At 61.8% G+C, this 24,163-nt stretch carries 24 protein-coding genes; 6 read left to right on the top strand and 18 right to left on the bottom strand.

Annotated elements, in window-relative coordinates; translation table 11 throughout:
* Position 1 precedes the first annotated feature (1 nt).
* The 7 genes from addA to regB form a co-directional block, all read right to left on the bottom strand.
* Complete coding sequence (gene addA, locus MN188_RS11610; RefSeq protein ID WP_242109241.1) at positions 2 to 3,367, bottom strand: double-strand break repair helicase AddA; 3,366 nt, start codon at positions 3,365 to 3,367, stop codon at positions 2 to 4.
* Positions 3,364 to 6,318: a double-strand break repair protein AddB gene (gene addB, locus MN188_RS11605; RefSeq protein ID WP_242109240.1), complete on the bottom strand. Its 2,955-nt coding sequence runs from the start codon at positions 6,316 to 6,318 to the stop codon at positions 3,364 to 3,366. The genes addA and addB overlap by 4 nt, the downstream gene beginning before the upstream one ends.
* Positions 6,311 to 6,988, bottom strand: a complete 678-nt coding sequence (locus MN188_RS11600; RefSeq protein WP_242109239.1) for a nucleotidyltransferase family protein — start codon at positions 6,986 to 6,988, stop codon at positions 6,311 to 6,313. Before MN188_RS11600 ends, addB begins: the two co-directional genes overlap by 8 nt.
* A complete protein-coding gene (locus MN188_RS11595; protein WP_242109238.1) occupies positions 6,964 to 7,977 on the bottom strand; it encodes an aminoglycoside phosphotransferase family protein in 1,014 nt (337 codons plus the stop codon). Before MN188_RS11595 ends, MN188_RS11600 begins: the two co-directional genes overlap by 25 nt.
* Positions 7,970 to 8,443: a tRNA (adenosine(37)-N6)-threonylcarbamoyltransferase complex ATPase subunit type 1 TsaE gene (tsaE, locus tag MN188_RS11590; protein ID WP_242109237.1), complete on the bottom strand. Its 474-nt coding sequence runs from the start codon at positions 8,441 to 8,443 to the stop codon at positions 7,970 to 7,972. The genes MN188_RS11595 and tsaE overlap by 8 nt, the downstream gene beginning before the upstream one ends.
* Before the next feature lie 46 nt (positions 8,444 to 8,489).
* Positions 8,490 to 10,076, bottom strand: a complete 1,587-nt coding sequence (locus MN188_RS11585; protein WP_242109236.1) for a PAS-domain containing protein — start codon at positions 10,074 to 10,076, stop codon at positions 8,490 to 8,492.
* Positions 10,077 to 10,158: 82 nt separating this feature from the next.
* Entirely contained in the window at positions 10,159 to 11,556 is a 1,398-nt protein-coding gene (regB, locus tag MN188_RS11580) for a sensor histidine kinase RegB (RefSeq protein ID WP_242109235.1), read from the bottom strand.
* Between the two features lie 98 nt (positions 11,557 to 11,654).
* On the opposite strand from regB, the gene MN188_RS11575 reads away from it, so the two are divergent.
* From MN188_RS11575 to MN188_RS11565, 3 genes are all read left to right on the top strand, one after another.
* Positions 11,655 to 12,275 carry an SCO family protein gene (locus MN188_RS11575; RefSeq protein ID WP_242109234.1) on the top strand — a complete coding sequence of 207 codons (621 nt, stop codon included), beginning with the start codon at positions 11,655 to 11,657 and terminating at the stop codon, positions 12,273 to 12,275.
* A gap of 86 nt (positions 12,276 to 12,361) precedes the next feature.
* Positions 12,362 to 12,916 (top strand): ActR/PrrA/RegA family redox response regulator transcription factor, encoded by a 555-nt coding sequence (locus MN188_RS11570; protein ID WP_242109233.1) that lies wholly within the window; start codon positions 12,362 to 12,364, stop codon positions 12,914 to 12,916.
* On the top strand, positions 12,913 to 13,242 hold the full coding sequence (locus MN188_RS11565; RefSeq protein WP_242109232.1) for a hypothetical protein: 330 nt from the start codon (positions 12,913 to 12,915) through the stop codon (positions 13,240 to 13,242). Before MN188_RS11570 ends, MN188_RS11565 begins: the two co-directional genes overlap by 4 nt.
* Here MN188_RS11565 and MN188_RS11560 read toward each other — a convergent pair.
* The 3 genes from MN188_RS11560 to MN188_RS11550 form a co-directional block, all read right to left on the bottom strand.
* On the bottom strand, positions 13,239 to 13,733 hold the full coding sequence (locus tag MN188_RS11560; protein ID WP_242109231.1) for a GNAT family N-acetyltransferase: 495 nt from the start codon (positions 13,731 to 13,733) through the stop codon (positions 13,239 to 13,241). The genes MN188_RS11565 and MN188_RS11560 overlap by 4 nt on opposite strands.
* Positions 13,730 to 14,323: an HD domain-containing protein gene (locus MN188_RS11555; protein WP_242109230.1), complete on the bottom strand. Its 594-nt coding sequence runs from the start codon at positions 14,321 to 14,323 to the stop codon at positions 13,730 to 13,732. The genes MN188_RS11560 and MN188_RS11555 overlap by 4 nt, the downstream gene beginning before the upstream one ends.
* A 65-nt stretch (positions 14,324 to 14,388) precedes the next feature.
* Positions 14,389 to 15,075 (bottom strand): FkbM family methyltransferase, encoded by a 687-nt coding sequence (locus MN188_RS11550; RefSeq protein WP_242109229.1) that lies wholly within the window; start codon positions 15,073 to 15,075, stop codon positions 14,389 to 14,391.
* A gap of 132 nt (positions 15,076 to 15,207) precedes the next feature.
* Between MN188_RS11550 and ahcY the strand changes: the two genes are divergently transcribed.
* The gene (gene ahcY / locus MN188_RS11545; protein WP_242109228.1) at positions 15,208 to 16,596 is read left to right on the top strand and encodes an adenosylhomocysteinase; all 1,389 of its coding nucleotides are present in this window, start codon (positions 15,208 to 15,210) and stop codon (positions 16,594 to 16,596) included.
* A 65-nt stretch (positions 16,597 to 16,661) separates the two neighbouring features.
* On the opposite strand, the gene MN188_RS11540 is transcribed toward ahcY, so the two are convergent.
* The 3 genes from MN188_RS11540 to lysM all read right to left on the bottom strand — a co-directional run bounded on the left by MN188_RS11540 (position 16,662) and on the right by lysM (position 19,362).
* Complete coding sequence (locus tag MN188_RS11540) at positions 16,662 to 17,432, bottom strand: lysophospholipid acyltransferase family protein (RefSeq protein WP_242109226.1); 771 nt, start codon at positions 17,430 to 17,432, stop codon at positions 16,662 to 16,664.
* A gap of 173 nt (positions 17,433 to 17,605) precedes the next feature.
* Positions 17,606 to 18,811: a tryptophan synthase subunit beta gene (trpB, locus tag MN188_RS11535; protein ID WP_242109225.1), complete on the bottom strand. Its 1,206-nt coding sequence runs from the start codon at positions 18,809 to 18,811 to the stop codon at positions 17,606 to 17,608.
* Positions 18,812 to 18,945: 134 nt separating this feature from the next.
* Positions 18,946 to 19,362: a peptidoglycan-binding protein LysM gene (lysM, locus tag MN188_RS11530; protein ID WP_242109224.1), complete on the bottom strand. Its 417-nt coding sequence runs from the start codon at positions 19,360 to 19,362 to the stop codon at positions 18,946 to 18,948.
* Between the two features lie 169 nt (positions 19,363 to 19,531).
* On the opposite strand from lysM, the gene MN188_RS11525 reads away from it, so the two are divergent.
* Positions 19,532 to 19,873 carry a DUF2853 family protein gene (locus MN188_RS11525; protein WP_242109223.1) on the top strand — a complete coding sequence of 114 codons (342 nt, stop codon included), beginning with the start codon at positions 19,532 to 19,534 and terminating at the stop codon, positions 19,871 to 19,873.
* Positions 19,874 to 20,137: 264 nt separating this feature from the next.
* On the opposite strand, the gene MN188_RS11520 is transcribed toward MN188_RS11525, so the two are convergent.
* The 5 genes from MN188_RS11520 to tsaD form a co-directional block, all read right to left on the bottom strand.
* Entirely contained in the window at positions 20,138 to 20,533 is a 396-nt protein-coding gene (locus MN188_RS11520) for a DUF1761 domain-containing protein (protein ID WP_242109222.1), read from the bottom strand.
* A gap of 61 nt (positions 20,534 to 20,594) precedes the next feature.
* On the bottom strand, positions 20,595 to 21,014 hold the full coding sequence (locus tag MN188_RS11515) for an EVE domain-containing protein (RefSeq protein WP_242109221.1): 420 nt from the start codon (positions 21,012 to 21,014) through the stop codon (positions 20,595 to 20,597).
* Positions 21,014 to 21,280 (bottom strand): YciI family protein, encoded by a 267-nt coding sequence (locus MN188_RS11510; RefSeq protein WP_242109220.1) that lies wholly within the window; start codon positions 21,278 to 21,280, stop codon positions 21,014 to 21,016. Before MN188_RS11510 ends, MN188_RS11515 begins: the two co-directional genes overlap by 1 nt.
* Before the next feature lies 1 nt (position 21,281).
* On the bottom strand, positions 21,282 to 22,223 hold the full coding sequence (locus tag MN188_RS11505) for an NAD(P)H-dependent glycerol-3-phosphate dehydrogenase (protein WP_242109219.1): 942 nt from the start codon (positions 22,221 to 22,223) through the stop codon (positions 21,282 to 21,284).
* Positions 22,220 to 23,317: a tRNA (adenosine(37)-N6)-threonylcarbamoyltransferase complex transferase subunit TsaD gene (tsaD, locus tag MN188_RS11500; protein WP_242109217.1), complete on the bottom strand. Its 1,098-nt coding sequence runs from the start codon at positions 23,315 to 23,317 to the stop codon at positions 22,220 to 22,222. Before tsaD ends, MN188_RS11505 begins: the two co-directional genes overlap by 4 nt.
* Positions 23,318 to 23,390: 73 nt before the next feature.
* Here tsaD and MN188_RS11495 point away from each other — a divergent pair, with 73 nt between their 5' ends.
* Positions 23,391 to 24,098: a uroporphyrinogen-III synthase gene (locus MN188_RS11495; RefSeq protein ID WP_242109216.1), complete on the top strand. Its 708-nt coding sequence runs from the start codon at positions 23,391 to 23,393 to the stop codon at positions 24,096 to 24,098.
* Positions 24,099 to 24,163 lie beyond the last annotated feature (65 nt).

Genomic DNA, 24,163 nt, shown 5'->3' with positions numbered 1-24,163 from the left:
CCTATGAACCGGCGTCGGGATCGTCAAGGCGACCAAACGCGCACATCACAAGATCGTTGGGTAAGTGCATGAGTTCTGCCGTGCGAGTCCACAGGATCGCGGTGCGGATCTTCCGGGTCGGATAGATCTGTTCAAGCGCGGCCAGATAGGCCCCCATCTGGCGTAAAAGCCCTTCTGGGGTCTGATCTGGCCGGGTCGGAACCGTGGCATTGGTCTTGAAATCCACTGCCAGGATGTGGTCGTCGGTCACGACCAGCCGGTCGATCGCCCCGTGAAGCCGCCGGTCGCCCAGCGTCGGGATGGCTGCAGTCACATCAACCTCGGCAAGGGTTTCAGGGTGAAACAAGTGGGCCAGGTCCGGGGAGGTGAGCACGCCTCTCGCCTCATCCAGCGCTTCGGCGATCTCGTCGGGCGTGGCCGGGTCCTCTCCGGTGGTCAAAAGGTCTTTGGCTCGCGCGGCCCAATGATCGCGGGAATGCGCGGGCAAATGTTCAAGAAGCGCATGAATGTGCGAGCCGCGCCTCATGGCGACCTCTGCGGTGGTCGCACCGTCGTCCCCCCCGATGATTTTCGCACCGCCCAGGGCCGATGGCGACAGGGGCTTTTGCTGATCTTCCTTGGGCGTTCTTGCCTGCGTCTGCGCCCAATCGGGCAGGATTGGAGCCTGGTTGACGTCCCTCGTGGCCGCCTCTTTCGGCGCGCTGGGCCATTCTCCGACCTCATATCGCAACCCTTCGCCGGAGGGCGCGTCAAGGGTCACGGCCCCGGCCCTTTTCAACCCGGTTTCGACCATGCGATACCAGCTGTCCCCGTCTTCGCCGACATCCCCCGCCGCGGTGACAATCAGCCATTGTTCGGCCCGCGTCATGGCCACGTAAAGCAGCCGGGTCCATTCCTCATGATCACGTGTCTTGATTTCATCCAGTGCGCTGCGCACAGCCGGCGGGGACATTGCCGACGGCGGCTTCCAGACCAGATTGCCACCCTCGATCCGGACCAGCTCGCTGCGATTTCCGTGCCGTGGCTTGGTCGTGTCGGGCAAATAAACGATCGGTGCCTCAAGCCCCTTTGAGCCGTGGATGGTCATCACCCGGATCTGGTTCGACGCCTGATCAACCTGACGCTTGATCTTCACGTCCTCGGCCTCAAGCCACATCAGGAACCCGGTCAGGCTGGGCACTTGCATACGTTCGAAGGCGAGCGCCTGGGACAGCAGGGCATCAACACCGTCTTCGGCCTCGGGCCCAAGACGGGCCAACAGGTTCCATCGCCCGCGATGGCGGGTCAGAATGCGCTCCAGAAGGTCATAGGGGCGCAGAAAATCTGCCGCATTGCGCAGGTCGTGCAGGATGCTCACCGTTTCCGGGAAGGCCTCAACCTTGTCAGCCAGCTCGCGCCACAGAAACTTGTTCTCGCGGCCCTGGGCCAGGTCATACAAGTCGCCCTCGCCCCAACCAAACAAGGGGGATTTCAGCGCAGCGGCAAGTGACAGGCTGTCTTCTGGCGTGGCCAAGAAGGTAAGCAGCGCAATCAGATCCTTCACCGCCAGTTCGCCACCAATACGAAGCAGATCGGCCCCGGCAATTGGAAGTCCACGCTCCTTGCAGGCGCGTATGATTTCGAAGAACAGGGGGGACCGGCGGCGTACAAGCACCATGATATCGCCGGGTTCAATCCGGCGCGGCCCCTTGTTTTCAGGCGAAATAGAGCCTGCTTCCAGTTTGTCGGCGATATCTTGTGCAATTTCGCGCGCAAGACTTACGTTGTGATCCTCGGGTGTTGGTTGATCGACCGGATCATACCAGTTCCGGGTTTCGTCATGGGTGACTTTTTCACGGGCCGGCCACAGATCGACGCGCCCGGGTTTGTCCCCGAAAAAGGCGCGATGCTTGAAGCTGTCCCCCAGCCCGTCGTGCCCGTGCAGGGTCATGTCGACAAGCGCGAGAATCGCTGGGGACGAGCGGAAGGAGTATTCCAGTTGCATGCTTTGAAACGGCTGCTGGACTTGCCGCAAGCCGTCGTCGAAATGATCGCGCATGCGGGAGAACTCGGAAGGGTCGGCGCCCTGAAATGAATAGATCGACTGTTTGGGGTCACCCACGACAAAGATCGTGCGCTCAATATCGGATTTGGCACCTTCGCCACTGGTAAACTCGGCCGCGAGCCGGTCGATCACCCTCCATTGCGCGGGGCTGGTGTCTTGCGCTTCGTCGACCAGAATGTGATCGATGCCGCCGTCAAGACGATACAGCACCCAGCCCGCAACCGCCGGGTCGGTCAAAAGCTGACCGGCCTTCTGGATCAGGTCGTCGAAGTCCAGCCAGCCTCGGTCCTGTTTCCGATCCTCATACTGGGCCACGAAACGATGGGCAAAGCGGTGTAGCGCAAGTGTTTTTTCGGCGGAATAGAGACTGTTTAAAGCCGACTTTGCGGCACCAACCCGCTCCATGAAGGCATGGAAGGGGGCCAGGAGTGGACCTAGGGCTTCTTGCCCTTTCTTGGTCGGAACCGAGCCGGTTTTGGGCACGTTGTCGGCTTTGCGGAGAAACAGGTTAAATAGCGTGTCGAGCGTTATGCGGTCCGGCTGGCTCAGGTTCAGCTCGGCCAACCCCTGCGCCAGGGTCACCATCGTTGGGCTTTGCTGCGCCAGGATCGGGCCAGCTTGTTTGATCAGCGCCTGCTCCTGCCCGTCAAAGGCCATCGCAACCGCGGCGCCTTCGTCAAATCCGGGCGCAAGGTCGAACCAGGACCAGATTTCGCCTGCGTCACCAGGCGCGGAGAACGATAGCCGGTTATCGGCGATTTGCGCGGTCAGGGCCGAGAAATCCTCGCCGGTATAAAACGACGCCAATGTGTCGACCAGCGCCCGGTCAGGGCCGTCCGCCATCTGTTCGACGATCTCGCCTTGCAGAATCTTGGCCGCGCGTTCGTCCATTTCGGTGAATTGCGGGGACACGCCGGCCTCAAGCGGGAAGCGGCGCAGGAGCGATGAGCAGAACGAGTGGATCGTCTGGATCTTCAACCCACCCGGCGTTTCGATGGCACGGGCGAACAGGCGACGCGCGCGCGGCAGGTCGTCGGTTTCCTCAACGCCAAGTTCCGCCAGCGCGGCGTGCAAGGCGTCGTCGTCCTTCATCGCCCAGTCGCCGAGCCGGGCGAACAGACGGTTCTGCATCTCACTGGCGGCGGCCTTGGTATAGGTCAGGCACAGGATGTTTTGCGGTGACACTCCACCCAGCAAAAGCCGTGCCACGCGGTCGGTCAGAACGCGGGTTTTGCCGGATCCCGCATTGGCGGCCAGCCAGGTGCTTGTCTGCGGGCTTGCGGCGTCGATCTGGCGCTGACTTGCGGCGGTGGGGGCGGTCATTCTCCAACCTCCTCGGGCACGGGGTCCTGGCTATCGTCCCATTCGCCCGCGCGCGCCAGGTGGTCATGATCCCCGGCAAAACGCATGCGATACACGGCGCGGCGCGAGGTATAGCCTTGGTCGCGGTCTTGATACCGCCGGATGAGGGCGCAGAACTCGTCTGCGATTTCGCGCACATTGTTGGGCTCAAGATCGACCCGGGCCTCCTTGGGCGATGACCCCAGCCCGATATAGGCGACCGAAGAAACGGTTTCGGGTGCGAGCCCTTCGAACCCGCCCGCTTCGGCGATCACTGCTTCGAGCAGAAGCTGCTTGTCGAAATGTTCCTGCATTTCGGCACTGGGCGGCGCGCCAGTCTTGTAGTCATAGATCACCAAACTGCCGTCATGCGCCTTGTCGATCCGGTCGGCATAGCCGGTCAGGGTGAAGCCGATGTCCTGAAAAGTGAACCGCGCCCGGACCTCGTTTGCCAGATTGCGCGACCAGCTGCGTCGGGCGTCCTCCTGATCCAGAAACCAGTCGGCGACACGAGCCAGTTTTGCCTTCCACAGCGCACGGGTGGCGGGCCAGGGGGCGTCCGTTGCCAGAACCTCATCCGCGATCTGCATCAACAGGGCACGGTCTGCCGCGCGGCCCATGTCGGTGCGTTCGGTTATGAAGCGCTCCAGAACATGGTGCAGGATGGTGCCGCGCAGGGGCGCGTCGGGCTGGTGGTTCAGCGGGTCCAGCGGCCGCAGCTTCAGGATACGCTCGGCATAGATCGAATAGGGATCGCGGATCAGCTTCGAGATGCGAGTGACAGAAAGCTGATCGGGCCGGGCCACAACCGGCGGCTGCGGTGACGGCCGATTGGCGGGTGGGACCGTGCCGATGGGTGGCAGGTCCAGCACCTGAGCCAGATCAAGCCAGTCCCGCCCCCGCGCCCGCATCGCAGTAAGGGCCGCCGCGCCCTCATCCGACATGCCACCCAGCAGGTTGGTCAGCCGGTTGACCCAGCGTGACGGCACTGTTTCGCTCTCTGCATCGCGGATGGCGCGGGTCAGGATGACCTCGTCCGCCGCGATCGCCTGTTGGAAATCGTGCGCCGACAGGCCGACGCGACGTTCGGGCAGAAGCAGCCCGGCATCATGGCGCATCTTGCGGTTCATCCACGGGTCGGCCGAGGGGGTCTCGGGCCAGATACCATCGTTCAGCCCGGCCAGGATCACCAGGTCGGCGCCCTGTACGCGGGCCTCAAGCGTGCCCCAGATCATCACGTCGGGATGCGGCGACACGGGGTCGCGCGCTTCGCCGGAATTCAGCACCGCCATGAACAGATCGCGATAGTCGCTGGGGGTAAAACGGCCGCCGAACTCGGCTTCGCGCTCCAGCGTGGTCACGACGCGCAATGCCTCCTGTCCCGCGGGTTTTTCCCACAACTCGCCGGTGCCGCTGTCATCGGGCCCAGCAGCCAGAGCGCGGGCAATCCGCAGATGCTCCGACAGGTGGTCGGTCAGGTCGCGCTTGCCAGGGTCTTCGTGGCCACACAGAAGTTCCCCGATCCAAAGTGCCCAGTCACGACGTGGCGCGTCGTCTTCGTGCCTGGCCTCGCACCAGACGGTCAAGTCGTCGGGGCCCGGAAACGGAAGGCCGGGGCGCAAGAGTTCCAGTTCAAGGTCGCGCGTCCACCGCAAATGATCGCCGCGCCCGTCACCGCCGGTGTTTGTCAGCGGATGTTTCAGCAGGGTCAGCAAGGCGGGGGCTGTCAGGCGTTGCCCGAAAAGCTCTGCCACATGGCGCAGGAACCGGCCCGGCGCGGTCAGAGGCAGCGGCCGCCCGGCGCTGTCGTCAGGTTCGATTCGCCACCGGTCCAGCGCCGCGGTGACCTGCCGCGTCAGCGTGCGGTCGGGAGTGATCAGGGCGGCGCGGCGCCCGTCCTCGACGGCTTTGCGCAGGACAAGGGCAATCGCGCTGGCCTCACCTCGGGGTGAGGATGCCTCGATCAACGTCATGCGATCGGTGGCCTGGTCAATGCCGTCAAACGCTCCGCCTTCGGTCTGCCATTGATCCGTGACTGGCGCGGGGCGCAGCGCAAGGGACAAAAGCCGGTTGCGGGCCGGGTTCGGTGCAGTGTCTTCGGTCCAGGGGCGGACGTCCTCTGGGCGGACGTTCAAGCCGCGCATCAGGTGAGCGAAGCGGTATTGCGGGTGGTCCTCGCTGGCCATCGCGTCATCAAGGGCGGACCAGACCGGGCAGGGCAGGTCGAAATCAAACCCCGGCAAGATCAGCGCACCCTGAGGCAGCCCAGCCACCGCGCGCATGAACAGCCCCGTGGCGCCGCGCGACCCAGTCGAACCCGCGACGATCACGGGGTGATCCGGGGGCGTGTGTTTCCAGCGCTCGACCAAGCGTTCGACCACGCGGCGTTGCCGCGCCTCGGTGTCTGGGGCTTCGGTGCTGTGTTCGCCAAAGAACCGCTCGACGATGGAAACGAAGGCCAAGCTGCGCGCCCAATGCCCGGATTGGTCGCTGACGTCCAGGGCGTGGATGGCCGCCGGGTCGACGCCTTCGCCCTGCATTTCGTCCATCAACCCCGCAAGGCTGTCGGCCAGATCATAGATCGCGGCGCGGGGGGCAAGATCGGGTTCGCGATCCAGCAGGTCGGCGATGAGCTGCGACAGCTCCAACCGCCTGCGCAGGGGCGAAACTGCGGGCGGAATGTCGGCGGCAATCAGGTCGCCGGACAGGTCCGTCACCAGTCGAATGCGGGGCAGCAAAAGCGCGGGTCCGGCGTCGAACAGCTCACGAATGCGTCGCTGCATCCGGCGGGTGTTCACGTAAAGCTCGACCCGTGCCAGCGCCTCGGGCGGTTGGTCGCGAAATCTGTCGGTCAGGCCACGGACCACGGCGGCGGGGAAATCCACGCCGGGGGCCAAGCCGAAAAGTCGGGGGGAGGGCGCGGGGTCAAACATCGCGCAACATGGTCTCGGCCCTGACGATCCCTTCGGGAGACCCGACATCGCACCACTTGCCGTCGTGGACCATTCCGAACAGGCGGTCCCTTTTGGCCATTATGTTCCACAGCAGGTTCAGGGAAAACACGTCATCCTCAATCTGGCTCAAAAGGCTTGTCTTGATAATCTGCGTACCAGAGTAGATCAGGCCGGGTCCGCGTTCCAGACGTCCGTTTTCGTCGATCATGAAATCCCCTTCTCCAGCATGACCCAGCGCATGTTTACGGGGGATTAGCATCAAAAGCGCGTCCATCTCATCGGGATTCCAGTGTTGGGAAAGGCTGGTCAGCGGGTTGGCTCCGGCCCAGACCGCGTCGGAGTTCAGCGTGAACACCGGCCCCGAACCCAAAAGCGGCAATGCTGCACGCAGACCACCTCCGGTCTCGAGAATCTCGGCCTCATGCGACAGCAGCACGCCCTTGGGGGCAAGATGAGCGGACAGCTGTTCGGGCAGATAATGCGTGTTGGCAACCACCGTGCCGATGTCGCGCGTCAGGTCCAGCGCATGGTCGATCAATGGTCGGCCAGCCACCTTGATCAGCGGCTTGGGCGTCGCGCGCGTCAACGCCCCCATCCGGGTGCCAAAGCCCGCGGCAAAGATCATCACAGCGTCGGGATGGTGGCGCATTTGTCCCTCAGAATTTGCAGGTTTTCGGGGCTGGGGGCGGGCAGGTGCACCGTGATCAGGTCGCGCAGGTCACGCAGGTGCGGCTGGCTCAGGTCACGTTGCAGTTGATCCCAGACACGTGGGATCAGGTCGACATAATCCGGTTTGCCAAAGTGCAGAGACAGGCGGGCGAACACGCCCAGAATGCGCAGGTTGCGCTGGGCGGCGCTGGTGGCGGCGGCCTGGCGAAATGCGGCGGTATCCTGGCCGGTTTGGGCGATGTAGTGCGCCAGCAGGTCATCGGCCAGCGTCGGGTCGACGTCTCGCCGCGCGTCCTCGGTCAGGGATACGAGGTCATAGGCCGGGTGACCCGCAAAGCCGTCCTGGAAATCCAGTAGGCCAACGCGCTGCACCCCGTCGCGGTCGGGCAGCCACAGCAGGTTTTCGGCGTGAAAGTCGCGCAGGGCAAGAACCGGCGCGGTCTGGGCCGCTTTCAGGTGGGTTTCAAGTTGGTCGATGACCTCATTCAGCCCGGCCGCCGTGCCGGTGATGCCTTTTGCATACCAAAGGAAAGCCGGGTCGGTCATTTCGGCCATTTGGCGCGGGGTAAAGCTGGGAACGCCGTGCGGGATCGGAAGGCGATGCAAGGCAGCAAGCGCGTCGACGGCGGCGAAGTAGAGCGCCCGTTCCTGGAACGGATCCTGCGCCATCACGTGGGCGAACAGGGCGTCGCCAAGGTCTTCCAGAAGCATCAACCCCAAGGCTGGATCATGGGCAAGGATGTGCGGGGCACTCAGGCCGCCGCCCAGAAGATGTTTGCCGATCCGGGCGAAGGGCCGGGTGTCGTTACCCGCCGCCGGGGGGGCGTCCATCAGGATCGCACTTTCCGCACCTTGGGTCAGGCGTTCATATCGCCGGGCCGAGGCATCCCCGGCCAGCGGCGTGCGCGTGGCGTCAGCCCATCCGGCGCCAGCCAGGAACGCGGCGATATCGCGGGCCCGATCAGGCATCGAGCGCGGCCTTCACACGGGCCTCCCAGGGCGGCGGACCAGTTGCCACTATGATCCGTTCACCCGGTGTTTCGGTCGCGTTGAGCTCCAGCGTCAAGGCGGTGCGCGGGATCAGGTCGCCCAGGCGGTCGGGCCATTCGACCAGGCAGATCGCGGTTTCAAAGGCATCGATCAACCCCAACTCCTCAACCTCGTCCGGGTGGGTCAGGCGGTAAAGATCGGCGTGCCACAGTTCGCCAACCCCATCGTCATAGGTCTGAACCAGGGTGAAGGTGGGGGATGGCACATCCTCGAACCGCCCTGCCGCTGTCAGCCGTGCCTGGATCAGGCTGCGTGCGAAATGGGTCTTTCCCGCGCCGATTGCACCGCTCAGAAGAACCACGTCTCCGGCCTGTAAGGTTGGTGCCAGCGCCCGCGCGAAGGCGGCGGTTGCATCGGGCGAGGAAAACGTGTGGCGGATGATCATGCCACAAGTTTTAGCGCACCCTGCCCCACCCGCAAGAGAGAACGGGTCAGACCTTGGCGATGGCCAGGGGTTCGGCATCCGCTGGGAGGTCCTTGACCCCGTCGCTTGCCAGTTTGAAGGCGGCAAGCGTAGCGCCGCGCGCCATAGGTTCAAAACGGCAGTCCAGTATGCGGCCATCCTTGCGAGCGATGCTTGCAGTCCACGGAGTACGTTCCCCCTGGTGCGAAACGAAAGTTTTCAACCGTTCCCAGACCGGGGTCGGGGTACATTGGCGTTTCCAACCACCGACCGCATCGCTCAGGTTCAGGTCTACAAACGTGGTCGACGGGTCGCTGCCCCACACGTCAGCATAGGCGGAGTTCGACATGGCCAGAACGCCGCTGGGTCGAAAAATCGCCACCGCTTCGGGCATGCAGTCCAACGCGGATTGACCCATTTCCAGTTCGGTCCGGAACCGGCGGGTGAGCGAGATTTCCGCCGAAATATCCTCAAACAGGAACGCCACGGCGCCGTCGGGATGCGGGCGGCCGGTGACGCGATAGGTCTGGCCGGTGGGCAGGGCCCAGGTTTCCTCATAGGTGCCGTCGATCGCCTGCGCTTCAAGATCGCTCATCTGCTGGCGCCAGGACTTGTAGTCCTTGGGCTCGGGCATCATCCGTTTTTCGCGCATCCGGTCGAGGAAAGAAAACAGCGTTGGCTTGCCACAGAGAAACTCGATCGGCAAAGCGACAAGGTCGTTCAGGGCCGGGTTGAACAGGACAAGTTTGCGGTCGCGGTCGAAGATGGCCAGGCCTATGGGCAGGTGCGCGAAGGTTTTGGTCAGCGTCGTGACAAATTCGGTCAATGCCGTTTCTGCGCGCACAACCTTGTCGGCGGGCGTGGCGGTGAACAGGATTTCACCGTCCAACATGGTTTCGTGAATATCGAACCAGTGACGCTGGTCGTCCTCAGGCAAAGACAGGGCAACCCGACGCTGATCGCGCGGCGCGTTACCGTCGACCGCTGCGAGGTGCGGAAGGTCGAACAGGTGGCGCGGCGGCCAGGGCGCGATATCGGCGCTTTGGTCGGTGTTGTCGACAAGATCCAGGTAGGCCCGATTGGCCCAGGTGATCACGCCCTGTTCATCCTCGCGCCAGACCAGATAGGGCACGTGTTCGGCAGTGGCGCGCAATGTGTCCAGTTCATGCCGCATCGCGGTCAGGGCGTGGCGATCCAGATCAACCTGCGCATCTCCTGTTTCGACATCAACCAGGGCGATCCGCGCCACCCCGTCATGCCATTCCGCGTCGAGCCGGCTGGTCCCGTCAGAAGAGGTCATGCTCATCTCGCCCATATCCACAAGATCACGGATCCAGTCCGGAAACCCAGGGAAGCGGGGCAAAAGCAGCGTTGTCAGATGCGTCCATTCTGTCACTGTGCGCGGACCCGAGGCCAGCAGCGTTTGTGCCTCTTTCGTGGCATCGACCAGATGTTCGTTTTCGAACAGGAACACCACGGTATTCTGATCGTCAGCATTGAACCGCCGCAGGCTGTGAGAGCGACGGTTGGTCAGGAACGATAGGACCAGCAGCGCGGCAAGGGCCGTGGCAAAAGCTGTGATGACAAGGGCAAGGGCCAGCAGTGTGTTGAGCATCGGTCGGGATCCGGGAATCGTGATTTCTGCCCAATAACCCTAAGGTTGAGAAGGTTAACGAGGATTTAACGCTCTGGGTGATTCACACGGCGAAGGGCGCGTTTTCCCCAAGAACCGGGGTCTTTTCGTCCGCTTCGATCCCATCGGGGCCACGTGCCCAGACGATTTCGGCAATCGCGCCGGACTTCTGCCCGGGTCGTGTGCGCCCGGTATAGGGTTCGGCGCCATTTGCAAAGCTCAACTCGGCGCCGGTGCGTTCCAACAGGGTTTTGGCGATAAACAGGCCCAGCCCCATGCCTTCGTATTCCGGGCGCTGGTCCTGGTCCTGGCTACTGCGCCGGCGGCGCATAAAGGGGTCACCGATCCGGCCGATGACGTTCGGTGAATAACCGCGCCCGTCGTCGATCACACGCAGGGTGATGGTGCTGTCGCTCCAACTGGTTTCGACCCACACCGTCGTGGCGGCAAAATCCACCGCGTTCTGGATCAGGTTGCGCAGGCCGTGCACCAGTTCAGGGAGGCGCAGAACCGTCGGTTGATCATGCGGATCAATCATCCCACCGCCAGTTTCGATCACGATCTCTTTGCCGCGACCCGAATGTGGTTCGGCGGCCTCATCGATCACGGCGGACAGCGGTGCCTGGCGCAGGAGCAGGTCATCCTTTCCGGCCCGGCCCATCGATTGCAGGATGACTTTGCAACGGTCGGCCTGTTCACCAATCAGGCGCGCGTCTTCGTACAACACTTCGTTGCCCTCCAGCTCATCCGACAATTCCGAGCTGACCAGCTTGATCGTGGCGAGCGGTGTGCCCAGCTCATGCGCCGCCGCCGCAACGACTCCGCCCAGATCGGTCAGTTTCTGTTCGCGGGCCAGCGCCATTTGTGTTGCCAAAAGTGCTTGCGACATCGACTGCATTTCCGAGGAGATGCGGCGGGTATAGAGCCCGACGAAGAAAACGGCGATGACCACGGCGGCCCAGTGACCGAACACGAAGATTTCGGGCATCCGCTGAATCAGCCCCATCTGGTTGCGCAGAGGGACGTGATACAGGGCGATCAGGGTGGCCAGGATGATCGTTGTGGCCCCGATCAGCAGCGTGGCACGCAGCGACAGGGCGGTGGCCGCCACCGTGACCGGCACCACGATCAGCATCGCGAAAGGGTTGTGCAATCCGCCGGTCAGAAACAGCAGCATTGCCAGCTGCGCGGTGTCGAACAGCAGCATCCCGGTCGCATGCCATTCGTTCAGGCGCGTGTTCTCTGGATAGACGACCAGCGATATGAGGTTCGCGACCACCGACAGTCCGACCACGAAGGCGCACAGGCCCAAGTCTAGATCAAGGTGAAAAAAATTCTGCGCAACCGACAAGGCCACAATCTGCCCCAGGATCGCCACCCAGCGGAGCACGATCAGCGTGCGCAAGCGTACCCAGCTTTGCTCGGGCTTGGCCTGGAACAGGGTCGGAGTCAGGTCAGCCATGCGCGGCCCATGTGAAAATGTGATGCGTCATCCTGTTCCCTTGTTAGTCGCGCCCGTGTATCGGATCAATGCATCGGAATCACGCAGGAGTTTGTTTCATGGTTCGTGCCTATGTTGTCGCTGCCCTTGCAGCCATCGCCGCCCTTCTGGGGGTGACTTGGTACATCACCTCCGGCCCCGACGATCAGTTCGCGCAATGCCGCGGTTCGGCCATCGGAACCGGTGTGTCGTCAATTGGCGGGCCGTTCGAAGGTGTGGATGAAACCGGCAAGCCGGTTACAGATGCCGATATCATCACCAAGCCGACGCTGCTTTACTTCGGCTACACTTTCTGCCCCGATGTCTGCCCACTGGACAATGCCCGCAACGCCGAGGCGTTGGATCTGTTGCAGGCCAGCGGCTACGACGCGCAACTGGCGTTTTATTCGATCGACCCGCAGCGTGACACGCCCGAACAACTGGCGGATTTCACCAGCTATCTGCATGACGACATGATCGGCATCACCGGCACGCCCGAACAGTTGAAGGCGGCCAGCCGTGCCTACAAGACCTATTACAAGGTCGAAGAGGACGGGGACCCTGAGTATTACCTGGTGGACCATTCAACGTTTACCTATCTGGTTTTGCCGGAATACGGGTTCCTGGAATTCTTCAAGCGGGACGAGACACCGCAAAGCATGGCGGACCGCGTGTCCTGTTTCCTGGATGCCGCGAAATAAGCTGACGTTACGTCGCGTATAAATTGACCGCCTCGGGCGGAACGCATAAAGTTATCTGAATATGCGAACAGGCCTTGGGGGTTTCCATGTCGGACCACGAGCTCGATGAACTCGGCGAAGATAAGACTCTGCTTTTAGTAGATGACGATGAACCGTTTCTGCGGCGCCTGTCGCGCGCAATGGAAAAACGCGGGTTTGAGCCAGAGTTGGCCGGATCGGTCGCGGCCGGCAAGGCCATCGCAACCGCCCGCCCGCCGGCCTATGCGGTGGTGGACCTGCGGCTTGAGGATGGCAATGGCCTGGATGTCGTCGAGGTTCTGCGCGAACGCCGCCCGGATGTGCGCATTGTCGTGCTGACCGGCTATGGCGCGATTGCCACGGCAGTGGCGGCGGTGAAGGCCGGGGCGACGGATTACCTGTCCAAGCCCGCCGATGCCAACGACATCATGAACGCGCTTTTGACCAAAGGGGATGAGCTTCCCCCGCCGCCGGAAAACCCGATGTCGGCCGACCGGGTGCGTTGGGAACATATCCAGCGGGTCTATGAGCTGTGCGACCGCAACGTATCGGAAACGGCGCGGCGGCTGAACATGCATCGGCGCACGCTGCAGCGGATCCTGGCCAAGCGGTCGCCGCGGTGACACGCGCCGCACCGGCGTTTTGCCTGCTTCTGGCAGCCTGCACGTCGGCCACGCCCCCTGCCCCATCGGTTCAGTTCATTCCCGATGCAAGCGGTCTGGCGGTTGAGCCTTCCGGGTTGCGCATCGATTTTGGACGCTCTCCTGACGGGGTCGAAGCCGCCCTTGATCGTGTGCTTGGACCGCATGATCACTTGGCTCTGGAACCCTGCCCGGCGCAGATCATGGATCGGTCCGGCTGGGGCGATCTGGAGCTGACATTCACTGCGGAACGGTTTGTTGGCTGGAAAACAGCAGACGGGCAACACGGCGTCGTCTGCGCTGGTTAGACCAGATCGTATCGTTTGCTGATCTTACCCACGCGCCGCCCATCGCTGAGCCGGGCGTCGGGGTCGGTGCGATAGGCCTCAAACCCACGACTTTGATAATATGTCAGCCCGCTTTCATTGTCGGCGCGAATCGTGGCGTCAATCCAAGCATAGCCCAGGGCACGGGTCGCATCGCGGGTGGCGTCGAACAGCTGGCTGCCAATACCGATCCCCATCGCGCCGGGACGCACGAAGCTGGCGATCTGGGCAACGCCTTCGCCCAGGGTCGGGTGTGGGTCGACCCATTGAAACCCGACCATCTGCCCATCCCCTTTACGGGCCACGAAACCAACGCCAGCGGGTCCGGCGCTTGTCATCCAGTCCTGAATTTCAGCGCTGGTCAAAGGGTTCAGAAATGCGGTGGTGCCGCCGATCGCGATGATCTGGTTCAACAGTTCGGCCATTTCGCGGGCATCGGCAGGGCAGATCCGTGTGATGAACAGTCCGCTCACAGCTGGGCAATCAGCTCTGCGTGGCGGGTGGTGAAGTCGCTGCGCACCTCGACCGGTGGGCGCAGGGAAATCGACAGCCCGTCGATCAGCTTGGGGTCAGGCACGCCGAAGAATTTGTTCGATTCCGCGACCTCGAACCCGGCGATCTGGGTGGCTTCCAGCCAGGCGGAAATGCGGTCAGCTTTCTTGATCGCCTTCTTGATCGTTACCGGCACCTGCGCGGGCAGGCCAAAGCGGATGTGGATCGCCGCCGCCAACCTGTCATCCAACGCGCCATAGCCCGGACCCACGGCCGATTTGACCGGGGAAATCATGTCGCCGATCACGTATTCTGGCGCGTCATGCAACAGCGCCGCCAGCCGCCATTTTACCGGCACCTTGGGGTTCATGCGGGTGAAAAGTTGTTCGACCAGCAGCGAATGTTCGGCCACGGAATAGGGAAAATCGCCAAAGGTCTGACCATTCCAGCGGGCCACGAAGGCCAGCCCGTGGGCGATGTCCTCGATCTCGATATCCATCGGAGTTGGGTCCAGCAGGTCCAGCCTGCGGCCCGACAGCATCCGTTGCCATGCGCGTGGAGTTTTCGCCATCCTGCTTTCCTTCGCCGCCTATCGGTCTTGGCTACCGATCCTGGCGGTCCGAGTAAAGGCGCAGATCAGGCGTGCACGTCCATGTCATGCGTGGCGAAAATCCGGTTGCCATGCAGGCGACCGACCAGGCGGTAGCCCAATCCACCGAAATTGAGACGGAGCCAGCGCGGGCGTTTGAATTCTTCCAACACCAGGATCGGGCGCCATGTGTGAATGATCTCCTCGGCCCCCAACAGGGCCGCGCGTTCGTGGCCTTCGACGTCCAGTTGCAGGAGCGAGATCTTGCGCTTCAGCCCAACGGCCTTGTCCAGGCGCACTGCGGCAACCGTTTCGACGCCAGGACCGGGATCGGTCACGAAATGGCTGTGGCCACCCATAGGATTGCCCGCATCGTCACGGGTCTTGAACAGGATTTCCCCGTCATTGTTGGACAGGGCGAAATTCTGGATTTTCACATTCTTCAGCCCGTTCAGCTTTGCGGTTTTTCGGGCGTGGTGGAAGCTGTCCGGGTTCGGCTCAAAGCCCCAGATCTTTCTACCTGGTGCCATCGCGCTGGACAGGCCCGGCAGGAAATCCCCGAAGAAGGTGCCCGCATGGATGATGTCGCCATCCCCGGCATGCTGTGCCATGAACCGGATTGTCTGGGGCTCATACACTTCACCGGCCTTGATCAAGCGCACGGCGGGCCGATGGTCCAGGTTCTCTGGCACCGAATAGCGGCCATAGGTGTTTTCCGCGACAGCAGTTTGCATGATCAAACCCCTTTGTTTCCCTTTTCGCAACAATGGGTAGGGACGGAATGTGGCGCATTTATGACCAACGCTCTAGCATTGTTTGATTTCCAAAGTGGTGTTACATGCGACGGGAAATCAGGAGGCATTCAAGTGACCGATTACATCGTTAAAGACATCGCGCTGGCCGAGTTTGGCCGTAAGGAACTGGACATCGCCGAAACCGAAATGCCGGGGCTGATGGCGCTGCGTGAGGAATATGGCGACGCCAAACCACTGAAGGGTGCGCGCATTGTTGGATCGCTTCACATGACGATCCAGACCGCAGTTCTGATCGAAACGCTGGTCGAACTTGGTGCCGATGTGCGCTGGGCGTCGTGCAACATCTTCTCGACCCAGGACCACGCGGCGGCGGCGATTGCCGAGGCCGGCGTGCCGGTGTTTGCGATCAAGGGTCAGTCGCTGGAAGAGCATTGGGACTACCTGGACCGCTCGTTCATGTTCCCCGAAGGGGCAAACATGATCCTGGACGATGGCGGCGACGCGACGCTTTACGTTCTCTTGGGCGCCCGCGTGGAAGCCGGGGAAACCGGTCTGATCGAAACGCCGACCTCGGAAGAGGAAGTCGCGGTGTTCGCCCAGATCAAGAAGCGCATGGCGGCAAGCCCCGGCTGGTTCACCAAGACGCGCGACGCGATCCAGGGTGTGTCCGAGGAAACCACCACCGGTGTGCATCGTTTGTATGAGCTGGTGAAACAGGGCCAACTGCCATTCCCGGCGATCAACGTGAATGACAGCGTCACCAAGTCGAAGTTCGACAACAAATACGGCTGTAAGGAAAGTCTGGTCGACGGTATCCGCCGCGCCACCGACACCATGATGGCCGGCAAGGTCGCTGTGGTCTGCGGTTATGGCGACGTCGGCAAAGGCTCGGCCGCTTCGCTGCGGGGCGCAGGTGCCCGTGTTAAGGTGACCGAGGTTGATCCGATCTGCGCGCTTCAGGCGGCGATGGACGGGTTTGAGGTTGTGACGCTGGAAGATGCCGTCGCAGACGCCGACATCTTCATCACCACCACCGGCAACAAAGACGTGATCCGCATCGAGCATATGCGCGCGATGAAGGACATGGCGATCGTCGGCAACATCGGCCATTTCGACAATGAAATTCAGGTGGCGAACCTGAAGAACCACAAGTGGACCAACATCAAGGACCAGGTGGACATGATCGAGATGCCGAATGGCAACCGTCTGATCCTGCTGTCCGAAGGCCGCCTGTTGAACCTGGGCAATGCCACCGGCCACCCGTCGTTTGTGATGTCCGCCAGCTTCACCAATCAGGTGTTGGCGCAGATTGAGCTGTGGACCAAGGGTGATGACTACAAGAACGACGTCTACATCCTGCCCAAGCATCTGGATGAAAAGGTCGCGCGTCTGCATCTGGATCGGATCGGCGTGAAACTGTCGACACTGTCTGCCGAGCAGGCCTCGTATATCGGGGTCACGCCGGAAGGGCCGTTCAAGCCCGAGCATTACCGCTACTGATCCATTACGGATCCGAACACGGGGCGTCGCCTGACCGGGCGGCGCCCTTTTTCCTGTCTGGACGCTTATCGCTGGTCGTCGAACGCGGCCATCATCGTGGCGCGCAGGCGGGCAACATCTTCGTCAACGCTGACCTCAAGATCGCAGGTGAAGGGCGGCAAGGCCTCGACCCGGATCGTGCCGCTTTTGGGCATGAACCTGCCACGCGGCAGCAAACGGTCGCTGTCATGGATCACAATGGGGCGGATCGTGCGACCGGTTTCGCGCGCGACCAGCACTGCGCCCGCCTTGAACTCACCCAGGCTTTCGCCCTTGGTGCGAGTGCCTTCGGGGAACAGCACGACCGAGCGCCGCGCAGGCATCGCATTCACCGCGTCGCTGAGCGTGGCCATCGCGACCTTGCCGCTGTTGCGGTCGATTTCGACCAGGCCTGCGCCCTTGAACCCGGTGCTCAGAAGCGCGGCATCGCACAGCTCTTTCTTGGCGGCGAAGGTGAACCATTTTTCATCCGGCACCACATCCATCAGGGTGAACCCGTCCAGATGACTGCGGTGATTGATGACGATGATGCTGTCGGTGTCCTCGGCCAGCGCGCGCCGGTTTTCCGCGGACATTTCCGCGCGGATGCTGAGCAGCCACAAAAGCCGCGAACAGGCCCGCTTTACCCGCCGCCAATACCAGCCGCGAAACCCCTTACGCCGGGCGCACAGAAGTGGCACGAAGGCGATATAGGTGAAATAGACCGGGCCCAAAAGGATCAGGACCGCGCGTTTGAGCAGCCGGACAGGGGCCGGGTCGATCGCGGTCGTGGCGTAGGAGGAAGTGTCGTTTGTCATGGTGTCCTGACGCGGATGCTCTTGAGGTCCAAAGCGCTTCCGCCGATCTGCGTCACACCATGTGTTTCTATCGGCCAAGGGTGCGGAAATCACAATGGCTTTCCTTACCCAAGGGCAAGGCTCGTGTCATTGCGCCGCAGGCAAAAAAGGGGGCCGAAGCCCCCTTCTCAATTTCAGGCGTCGTCGCCAAACCCGAAGGTTTCGGTGACATAATCGATGTCCTTGTCACCGCGCCCCGAAAGGTTGAACAGGATCGACTTGCCGGGGTTTGCCTTGGCTTCACGCATCGCGAAGGCAACGGCATGGGCGCTTTCCAGTGCCGGAATGATGCCTTCGTGGCGGCTGAGCGCATAGAAGGCGTCCAGCGCCTCCTTGTCGTTGGCCGAGGTATAATTCGCCTTGCCGGTGCGATACAGGTGCGCGTGCTCGGGGCCGACACCGGGGTAATCCAGGCCCGAGGCGACGGTGTGGACCGGGGCCGGGTCGCCCTTGTCGTCCTTCAGAACCATCGTGCGGAAGCCGTGGATATCGCCATCTTCACCAAAGGTGATGGTGGCGGCGTGCTCACCCAGTTTGGACGAAGTGCCCATCGGCTCCACGCCATAAAGCTCGACGCCTTCGTCTTCGATGAAGCCCGAGAACAGGCCCATCGCGTTTGAACCACCGCCGACGCAGGCCGCGACGATATCGGGCAGGTCGCCGGTCATCTCCAGGAACTGCTCGCGGGATTCGACACCAACGATGTGTTGGAAGTCGCGCACGATCAGCGGGAAGGGATGCGGCCCCACGACGGACCCAATCGCGAACAAGGCGGTGTCGGCTTGCTCCATATAGCTGCCAAAGGCGCTGTCCACAGCTTCCTTCAACGACCGGCCGCCGAAGCCCACGGGCACTACTTCGGCACCCAGCAGTTTCATGCGGGTCACGTTCGGCGCCTCTTTGGCGATGTCGATTTCACCCATGTGGATTTCGCATTCCAGCCCGAAATAGGCCGCCGCAGTGGCCAGAGCCACGCCGTGCTGCCCGGCGCCGGTTTCCGCCATCAGCTTTTTCTTGCCCATGAACTTGGCCAGAAGACCTTCGCCCATGCAGTGGTTCAACTTGTGTGCGCCGGTGTGGTTCAGGTCTTCGCGCTTGGCATAAATCTGCGCCCCGCCGCACATGTCGGACAGGTTCTTGAGATAGCTGATCGGGGTCGGGCGTCCCTGGAAATGCTTGCGGATGTGGCGCAGCTCAGCGATGAAATCAGCCGACTTGGAGATCCGGTCATAGGCTTCACGGATTTCCTTGAAATGAGGCTCCAGCGGCGGGGGCAGCATCGCGCCGCCATATTCACCAAAGAAACCGTCCCGGTTCGGAGTACTTTTCAGGTAGCTCATGCTGTCATCCCTCGCATTGAATTTCGCGCTGATCTGACAGGGATTCCCAGATGGGAACAAGCATTAATTGCGACTGAGCGGTCGGAATTGAAAGAAAATTGCGGCCGGACGTGATGCCCGGCCGCAGGAATGTTTTAGGTGGGGATGCGCAGCACCTGGCCCGGATAGATCTTGTCGGGATCCGACAGCATCGGCTTGTTGGCCTCAAAGATCTCCATGTAGCGCGACCCGGAGCCCAGCGCCTTTTTCGATACGGCCCAGAGCGTATCGCCCTTTTCGACAGTGTGGAACACGGTGGCGGTTTCCAGGTCACTTTCGACCTCGGCCACGCCTTCGACGTTGCCCACGGCCAGAATGACCTTTTCACGCTCTTCTGCGGTCAGGTTCGCGCCACCGGCGACAGTGACCTTTTCGCCGTCGATCTTGATATCCAGATCGGATGTATCAAAACCCAGCTCGGCCACTTCAGTGGTCAGCGCCTCGGGGGTCGCCTCATCATTTCCGCCGAACAGGGATTTGCCGGCACCTTTCACGAAATTCCACAGACCCATAACAGCCTCCTTGCAATATGGTGTTTACTAACCTGTATCCTGCGCCAAGTATGTCTGATTGCCTAGGGGGAAAGGCGCGGCAATGTTTCCCTTTGTCCTGCGCAGATTTCACCCTAGGCTGCACAAGGTGAGGGGCATTGGGCCCTGTAGTTAAAATCAGGAGTTTGACATGGGAAAACGTGACGATCTGATCGCCAAATACGCGGACGATCTGAAGAACAAATGTGGGATGACCCCCGATATGGACCTGCTGACGAAGGTCACGATCGGTTGCGGCCCCGCGATCTACAACGACGACGCTTCGACTGTGGCCGGCAGCCAGCCGAGCGAGCTGGAGACCGTCAAGGACAATTTCCTGATCAAGAAGCTGGGCCTGGCCGACGGTCCACAGCTGATGGATGCGATTGACTCGGTGATCGAGACCTATGGCAAAAGCGAGCGTAACAAGTATCGCGCCGTGGTCTATTACATGCTGACCAAGCATTTCGGCAAGGAATCGGTCTACGGCTGATCCACGGAAATCCGAACGAATTCAGGGGCGTGCAGGAAACTGTGCGCCCCTTTCCTTTGGTTAACGTCGAATTAAGCATAACTCATTGTATTTGAACGAATTTTGCAGGGAAACATCCTTGCGCACGCGGGCCGTATTCTCTAGGTTTCTAATCGAAGGCTAGGACGGCCGGACCTCGAATTTCAGAGACACGTGTGGTGCTGAGGGAGCACGTGGGGTGGAAAGGAGGGGTCCGAGGGGTCGGATCCCTCCTTTTGTTTGCTGTCAGAACAAGGCCAGGACGATGCCCGCGACGGTGCAGCCGCCCGCGGCATAGCCTCCATCGATCAGCGCCAGAACTTTCGGCTTGTTGGAAAACATCACGTTGTTCACGATCCACGGTGCGGCGATGAACAGTCCCAGGCCAAGCCCGGTGGTGAAGCCTTTTCCAAGTGTGTCGATCCCCGACATCATGAACACATGGCGCATCATCCCAGCCACCAAAACCGCCATGATGAAGGCGACGATATACGGCTTCGGGTCCGATGCATTCTGTGGCCGCCCACTTTCGTCGACTTCGATGCCAGTGGCAGCCATCCATGGCTTGGCCAACGTCATGTACCAGAGTGATCCGAAGGCATAGGCGGCAACAGCGGCCGCCAGAACTGCAACAAATTCCATTGGATTTCCCTTCCTGTTCGCGTTTCACTGCGGTCAGAATGTCAGAAAGGGGCGCTCGCGGCTAGGTTTCGTCGCCCGCAAGCTCCAACACCACGGCCCATTCGGTATCGGTGACAGGCTGCACAGACAGGCGCGTGTTGTTGACCAGAACCATGCCGGCAAGGCGCGGATCTTCCTTGCACATGGCCAGGGTCACGGGTCTGGGCAGGGCGCGCACGGCCTTGATGTCCACGCAGTCCCAGCGCTCATCGTCGGTGGTGCTGTCAGGGTGACTTTCGGCGATCACTTCGACAATTCCGACGATCTCTTTTTCCTTCTGCGAGTGATAAAAGAAGCCCAGATCGCCCACTTTCATCGCCCGCATCTGATTGCGCGCCTGGTAGTTTCGAACGCCGTCCCACTCCTCTCCCACGTCGCCCTTGGCGACCTGTTGATCCCAGGACCAGGTTGAAACTTCGGATTTGAACAACCAGTGCGCCATCAGATCACCTTGTTCCACTGCTCGATACGGACATCGGCGAACAGACCAGCCTTGGCATAGGGGTCCTGCGCCGCCCAATCCCGCGCGGCGCTCAGGTCGGCGACGTCCAGAATAACCAGCGACCCACACATGTCGCCGTTTTCGTCCAGGAACGGCCCGGCCTGAACAGCGCCGGTGCTTTTCAAATACGCAACATGTGCGTCGCGGTTGGCCTTTCGGATGTCCAGGGCACCAGGTTTGTCGGTGCAGATCAGGGCAGCAAGCATTTCATTCCTCCTTAAGCGGTCGGGACAGCAGCATCTCTGCGGCTTCTCTAATGGTGATGTGTTGATCCAGAACGGCAACGACCATGTCCGCGATCGGCATGTCGATTTCTGCGTTTCGGGCTGTTTGAGAGACTGCTTTTGCGGTCGCTTTGCCCTCAACTGTGGTGTTCTCTGCCGGCGTTTGTCCGCGGCCCAAGGCCAACCCAAAGGCATAGTTGCGCGATTTCTCAGATGTACAAGTCAGCGCCAGATCGCCAAAGCCTGATAGGCCTGCCAAAGTCTCGGGTTGCGCGCCCTTCATGGCGGCAAAGCGCTGCATTTCGGCATAGCCGCGTGTCATCAAGGCGGCGCGCGCGCTTTCCCCCAGACCTGCAGCTATGGCAATACCACAAGCGATGGCGACGACGTTCTTCAGAGCACCGCCCAGTTCTACGCCGATCAGGTCCGATGAGCGATAGAGCCGCAGATTGGCGGTGGACAGCTCCTGTTGCAGCGCCACGCCGTCATCGGCAGCCAGGGTCAGCGCGGTGGGCAAGCCTGCCGCGATATCCACGGCAAAGGACGGGCCGGACAGGATGGCGGGCGTGGCGCTGGGGCAGGTCTGGGCAATGATTTCGGCCGGGCCGCGCCCGCTGGAAAGATCCACGCCCTTGCAGCAGGCCACAAGCGTTTTGCGCGCAAACAGGGTCTTGTTTGCCTCCAGAAACGGCGCAAGCTGTTGCATCGGCGTGGCGATCAGAAGGGTTTCCGCCTGGCTGGCCGTGACCAAATTATCGGTGACCTTCAGTGTCGGCGGAAAGGCATGACCGGGCAGGCGGCGTGTGTTCTCGCCATCCATTCCAGACAGATCACGGGCCCACAGGGTGACCGGCCGCCCGTCCCGCGCCAGGGAAATCGCCAGCGCGGTGCCGAATGCCCCTGCGCCCAGAACCGAAATGCTCATGCTTTTGCCCCTTTCTTGCCCGATCCAAGCATGGACGGGCTGGTTAGGTCCAGTGGCCATCTGGGACGCGCCGACAGGCTCATGTCATCCCGATGCCCTGCGCGAAACCGTTCAATTCCGGCCCAGGCGATCATCGCGGCGTTGTCTGTGCACAGGGCCAGTGGCGGGGCCAAGAATTGAGTGCCTGACTCGGCGCACACAGTCTCTAACGCTGCGCGAATGGTCTGATTTGCCGCGACGCCTCCGGCAACGGCAAGGGTCGGGGTGACCGGGGCCAGATCCAGGTACTGCGTCAAGGCACGGCGGGATTTCTCGGCCAGAACATCGGCCACGGCGGCCTGGAATGAGGCACAGAGGTCGGCGCGGTCCTGAACCCTTAACCCGCCATATTGAGCCACCAACCTGTCGCGTTCGCGCAAAAGCGCGGTTTTCAGACCGGAAAAGGACATGTCGCATCCGGGGCGATCCAACAGCGGGCGGGGAAGGCGAAACCGGGTCGGGTTGCCCGTGCGCGCCTCGGCCTCGACCGAGGGTCCGCCGGGTTGGGCAAGGCCCAACAGTTTCGCGGTCTTGTCGAATGCCTCGCCCGGCGCGTCGTCGATCGTGCCGCCAAGGCGGGTGAACTTTTCGGGACCTTTTGCGATCAGGAACTGGCAATGACCGCCCGAGACCAAGAGCATCAGGTAAGGAAACGTGGCCTGATCGGTCAGGCGCGGGGTCAACGCATGCCCCGCCAGGTGGTTCACACCAACCAGCGGCAGGCCGCTGCCGGCGCTCAAACCCTTGGCGCACATGACGCCGGCCAGCACACCACCAATCAGGCCGGGGCCAGCGGTCACGGCGATGGCGTCCAGCTCGGATAGGGGCAAATTCGCCTGCGTTAGAGCCTGTTCAACGCAAAGGTCGAGCTTTTCGGTATGTGCCCGCGCGGCAATTTCCGGCACCACGCCACCAAAATCCGCGTGCAATTCGGTCTGGCCCGCAACGACAGCGGACAGCACCTCTGGCGCCCTGCCCGGCGTGTGACGCACAACCGCGGCGGCGGTATCGTCGCAAGAGCTTTCCAGCCCCAGGATGGTCAAGGTCCGTGTCATGGTGCACCAGTTGCGAAATCGGTCCCTGCGGGGTAACACCGTGGGGCGTTCCAGACAATCCCGGCAGGTTCCTATGCCCCAATTCCCCACGCTTGTCCTGACCCGGCCAAAGGCCCAGGCGCTGCGTGTGGTCGCGGCGGTTGAGGCGCGGTTGAAGCAGTCCGTTCACGTGGTGCTTTCCCCGGTGATGCAGATCAAGCCGCGCGCAGAAAGGGTGGCGATTGCGGGATATGGCGGCATTATCCTGTCGTCTGCGAACGGCGCGGCGTCCCTGAATGATGCGTCAGGCGTGACAGCGCATTGTGTCGGACCGCGCACAGCCTCCGCCGCCCGGGCGAAGGGGGCTGATATCGGCGTGGTGGCCCAAGATGCCGACGAACTGGTGCAGCGTCTTATGGCCGCCCCGCCTGTAGGTCGCCTGCTGCACCTGCGCGGAGAAACTGCGCGCGGGGATATTGCTGAACGGCTGAATTCAGGTGGAATAGAGACAGATGAAACGGTGACCTATACCCAGGATCCGGTCCCCCTGACGACGGAGGCCAAAGCCCTGATCGAAGGGGACGAGCCAGTCGTACTTCCCCTTTATTCGCCACTGTCGGCAGTGTGGGTTGGGCAGGGGGTCACGATGATCGGGCCAAGGGTCCGCGTGATCGCGTTGTCACAGGCGGTGGCTGAGGGGTTCACGGTGCAAACCGGGGTGACCCCCGAGGTTTGCGCAGTGCCGAACGGGGCCGAAATGGTGAGCAGGATTGTCGCAGCGCTGACATCCGACTTTGCTTGAGACCCGGTGTGCCCCCATATACATTCTAAGGGCGCGCCAGCGTCGTTACCGGTGAGATTCGAAAG

This window comes from Aliiroseovarius subalbicans (genome assembly GCF_022678625.1).
In the GTDB taxonomy this organism is placed as follows: Bacteria; Pseudomonadota; Alphaproteobacteria; order Rhodobacterales; family Rhodobacteraceae; genus Aliiroseovarius_A; species Aliiroseovarius_A subalbicans.
This window is presented reverse-complemented; position numbering and strand designations above follow the sequence as displayed.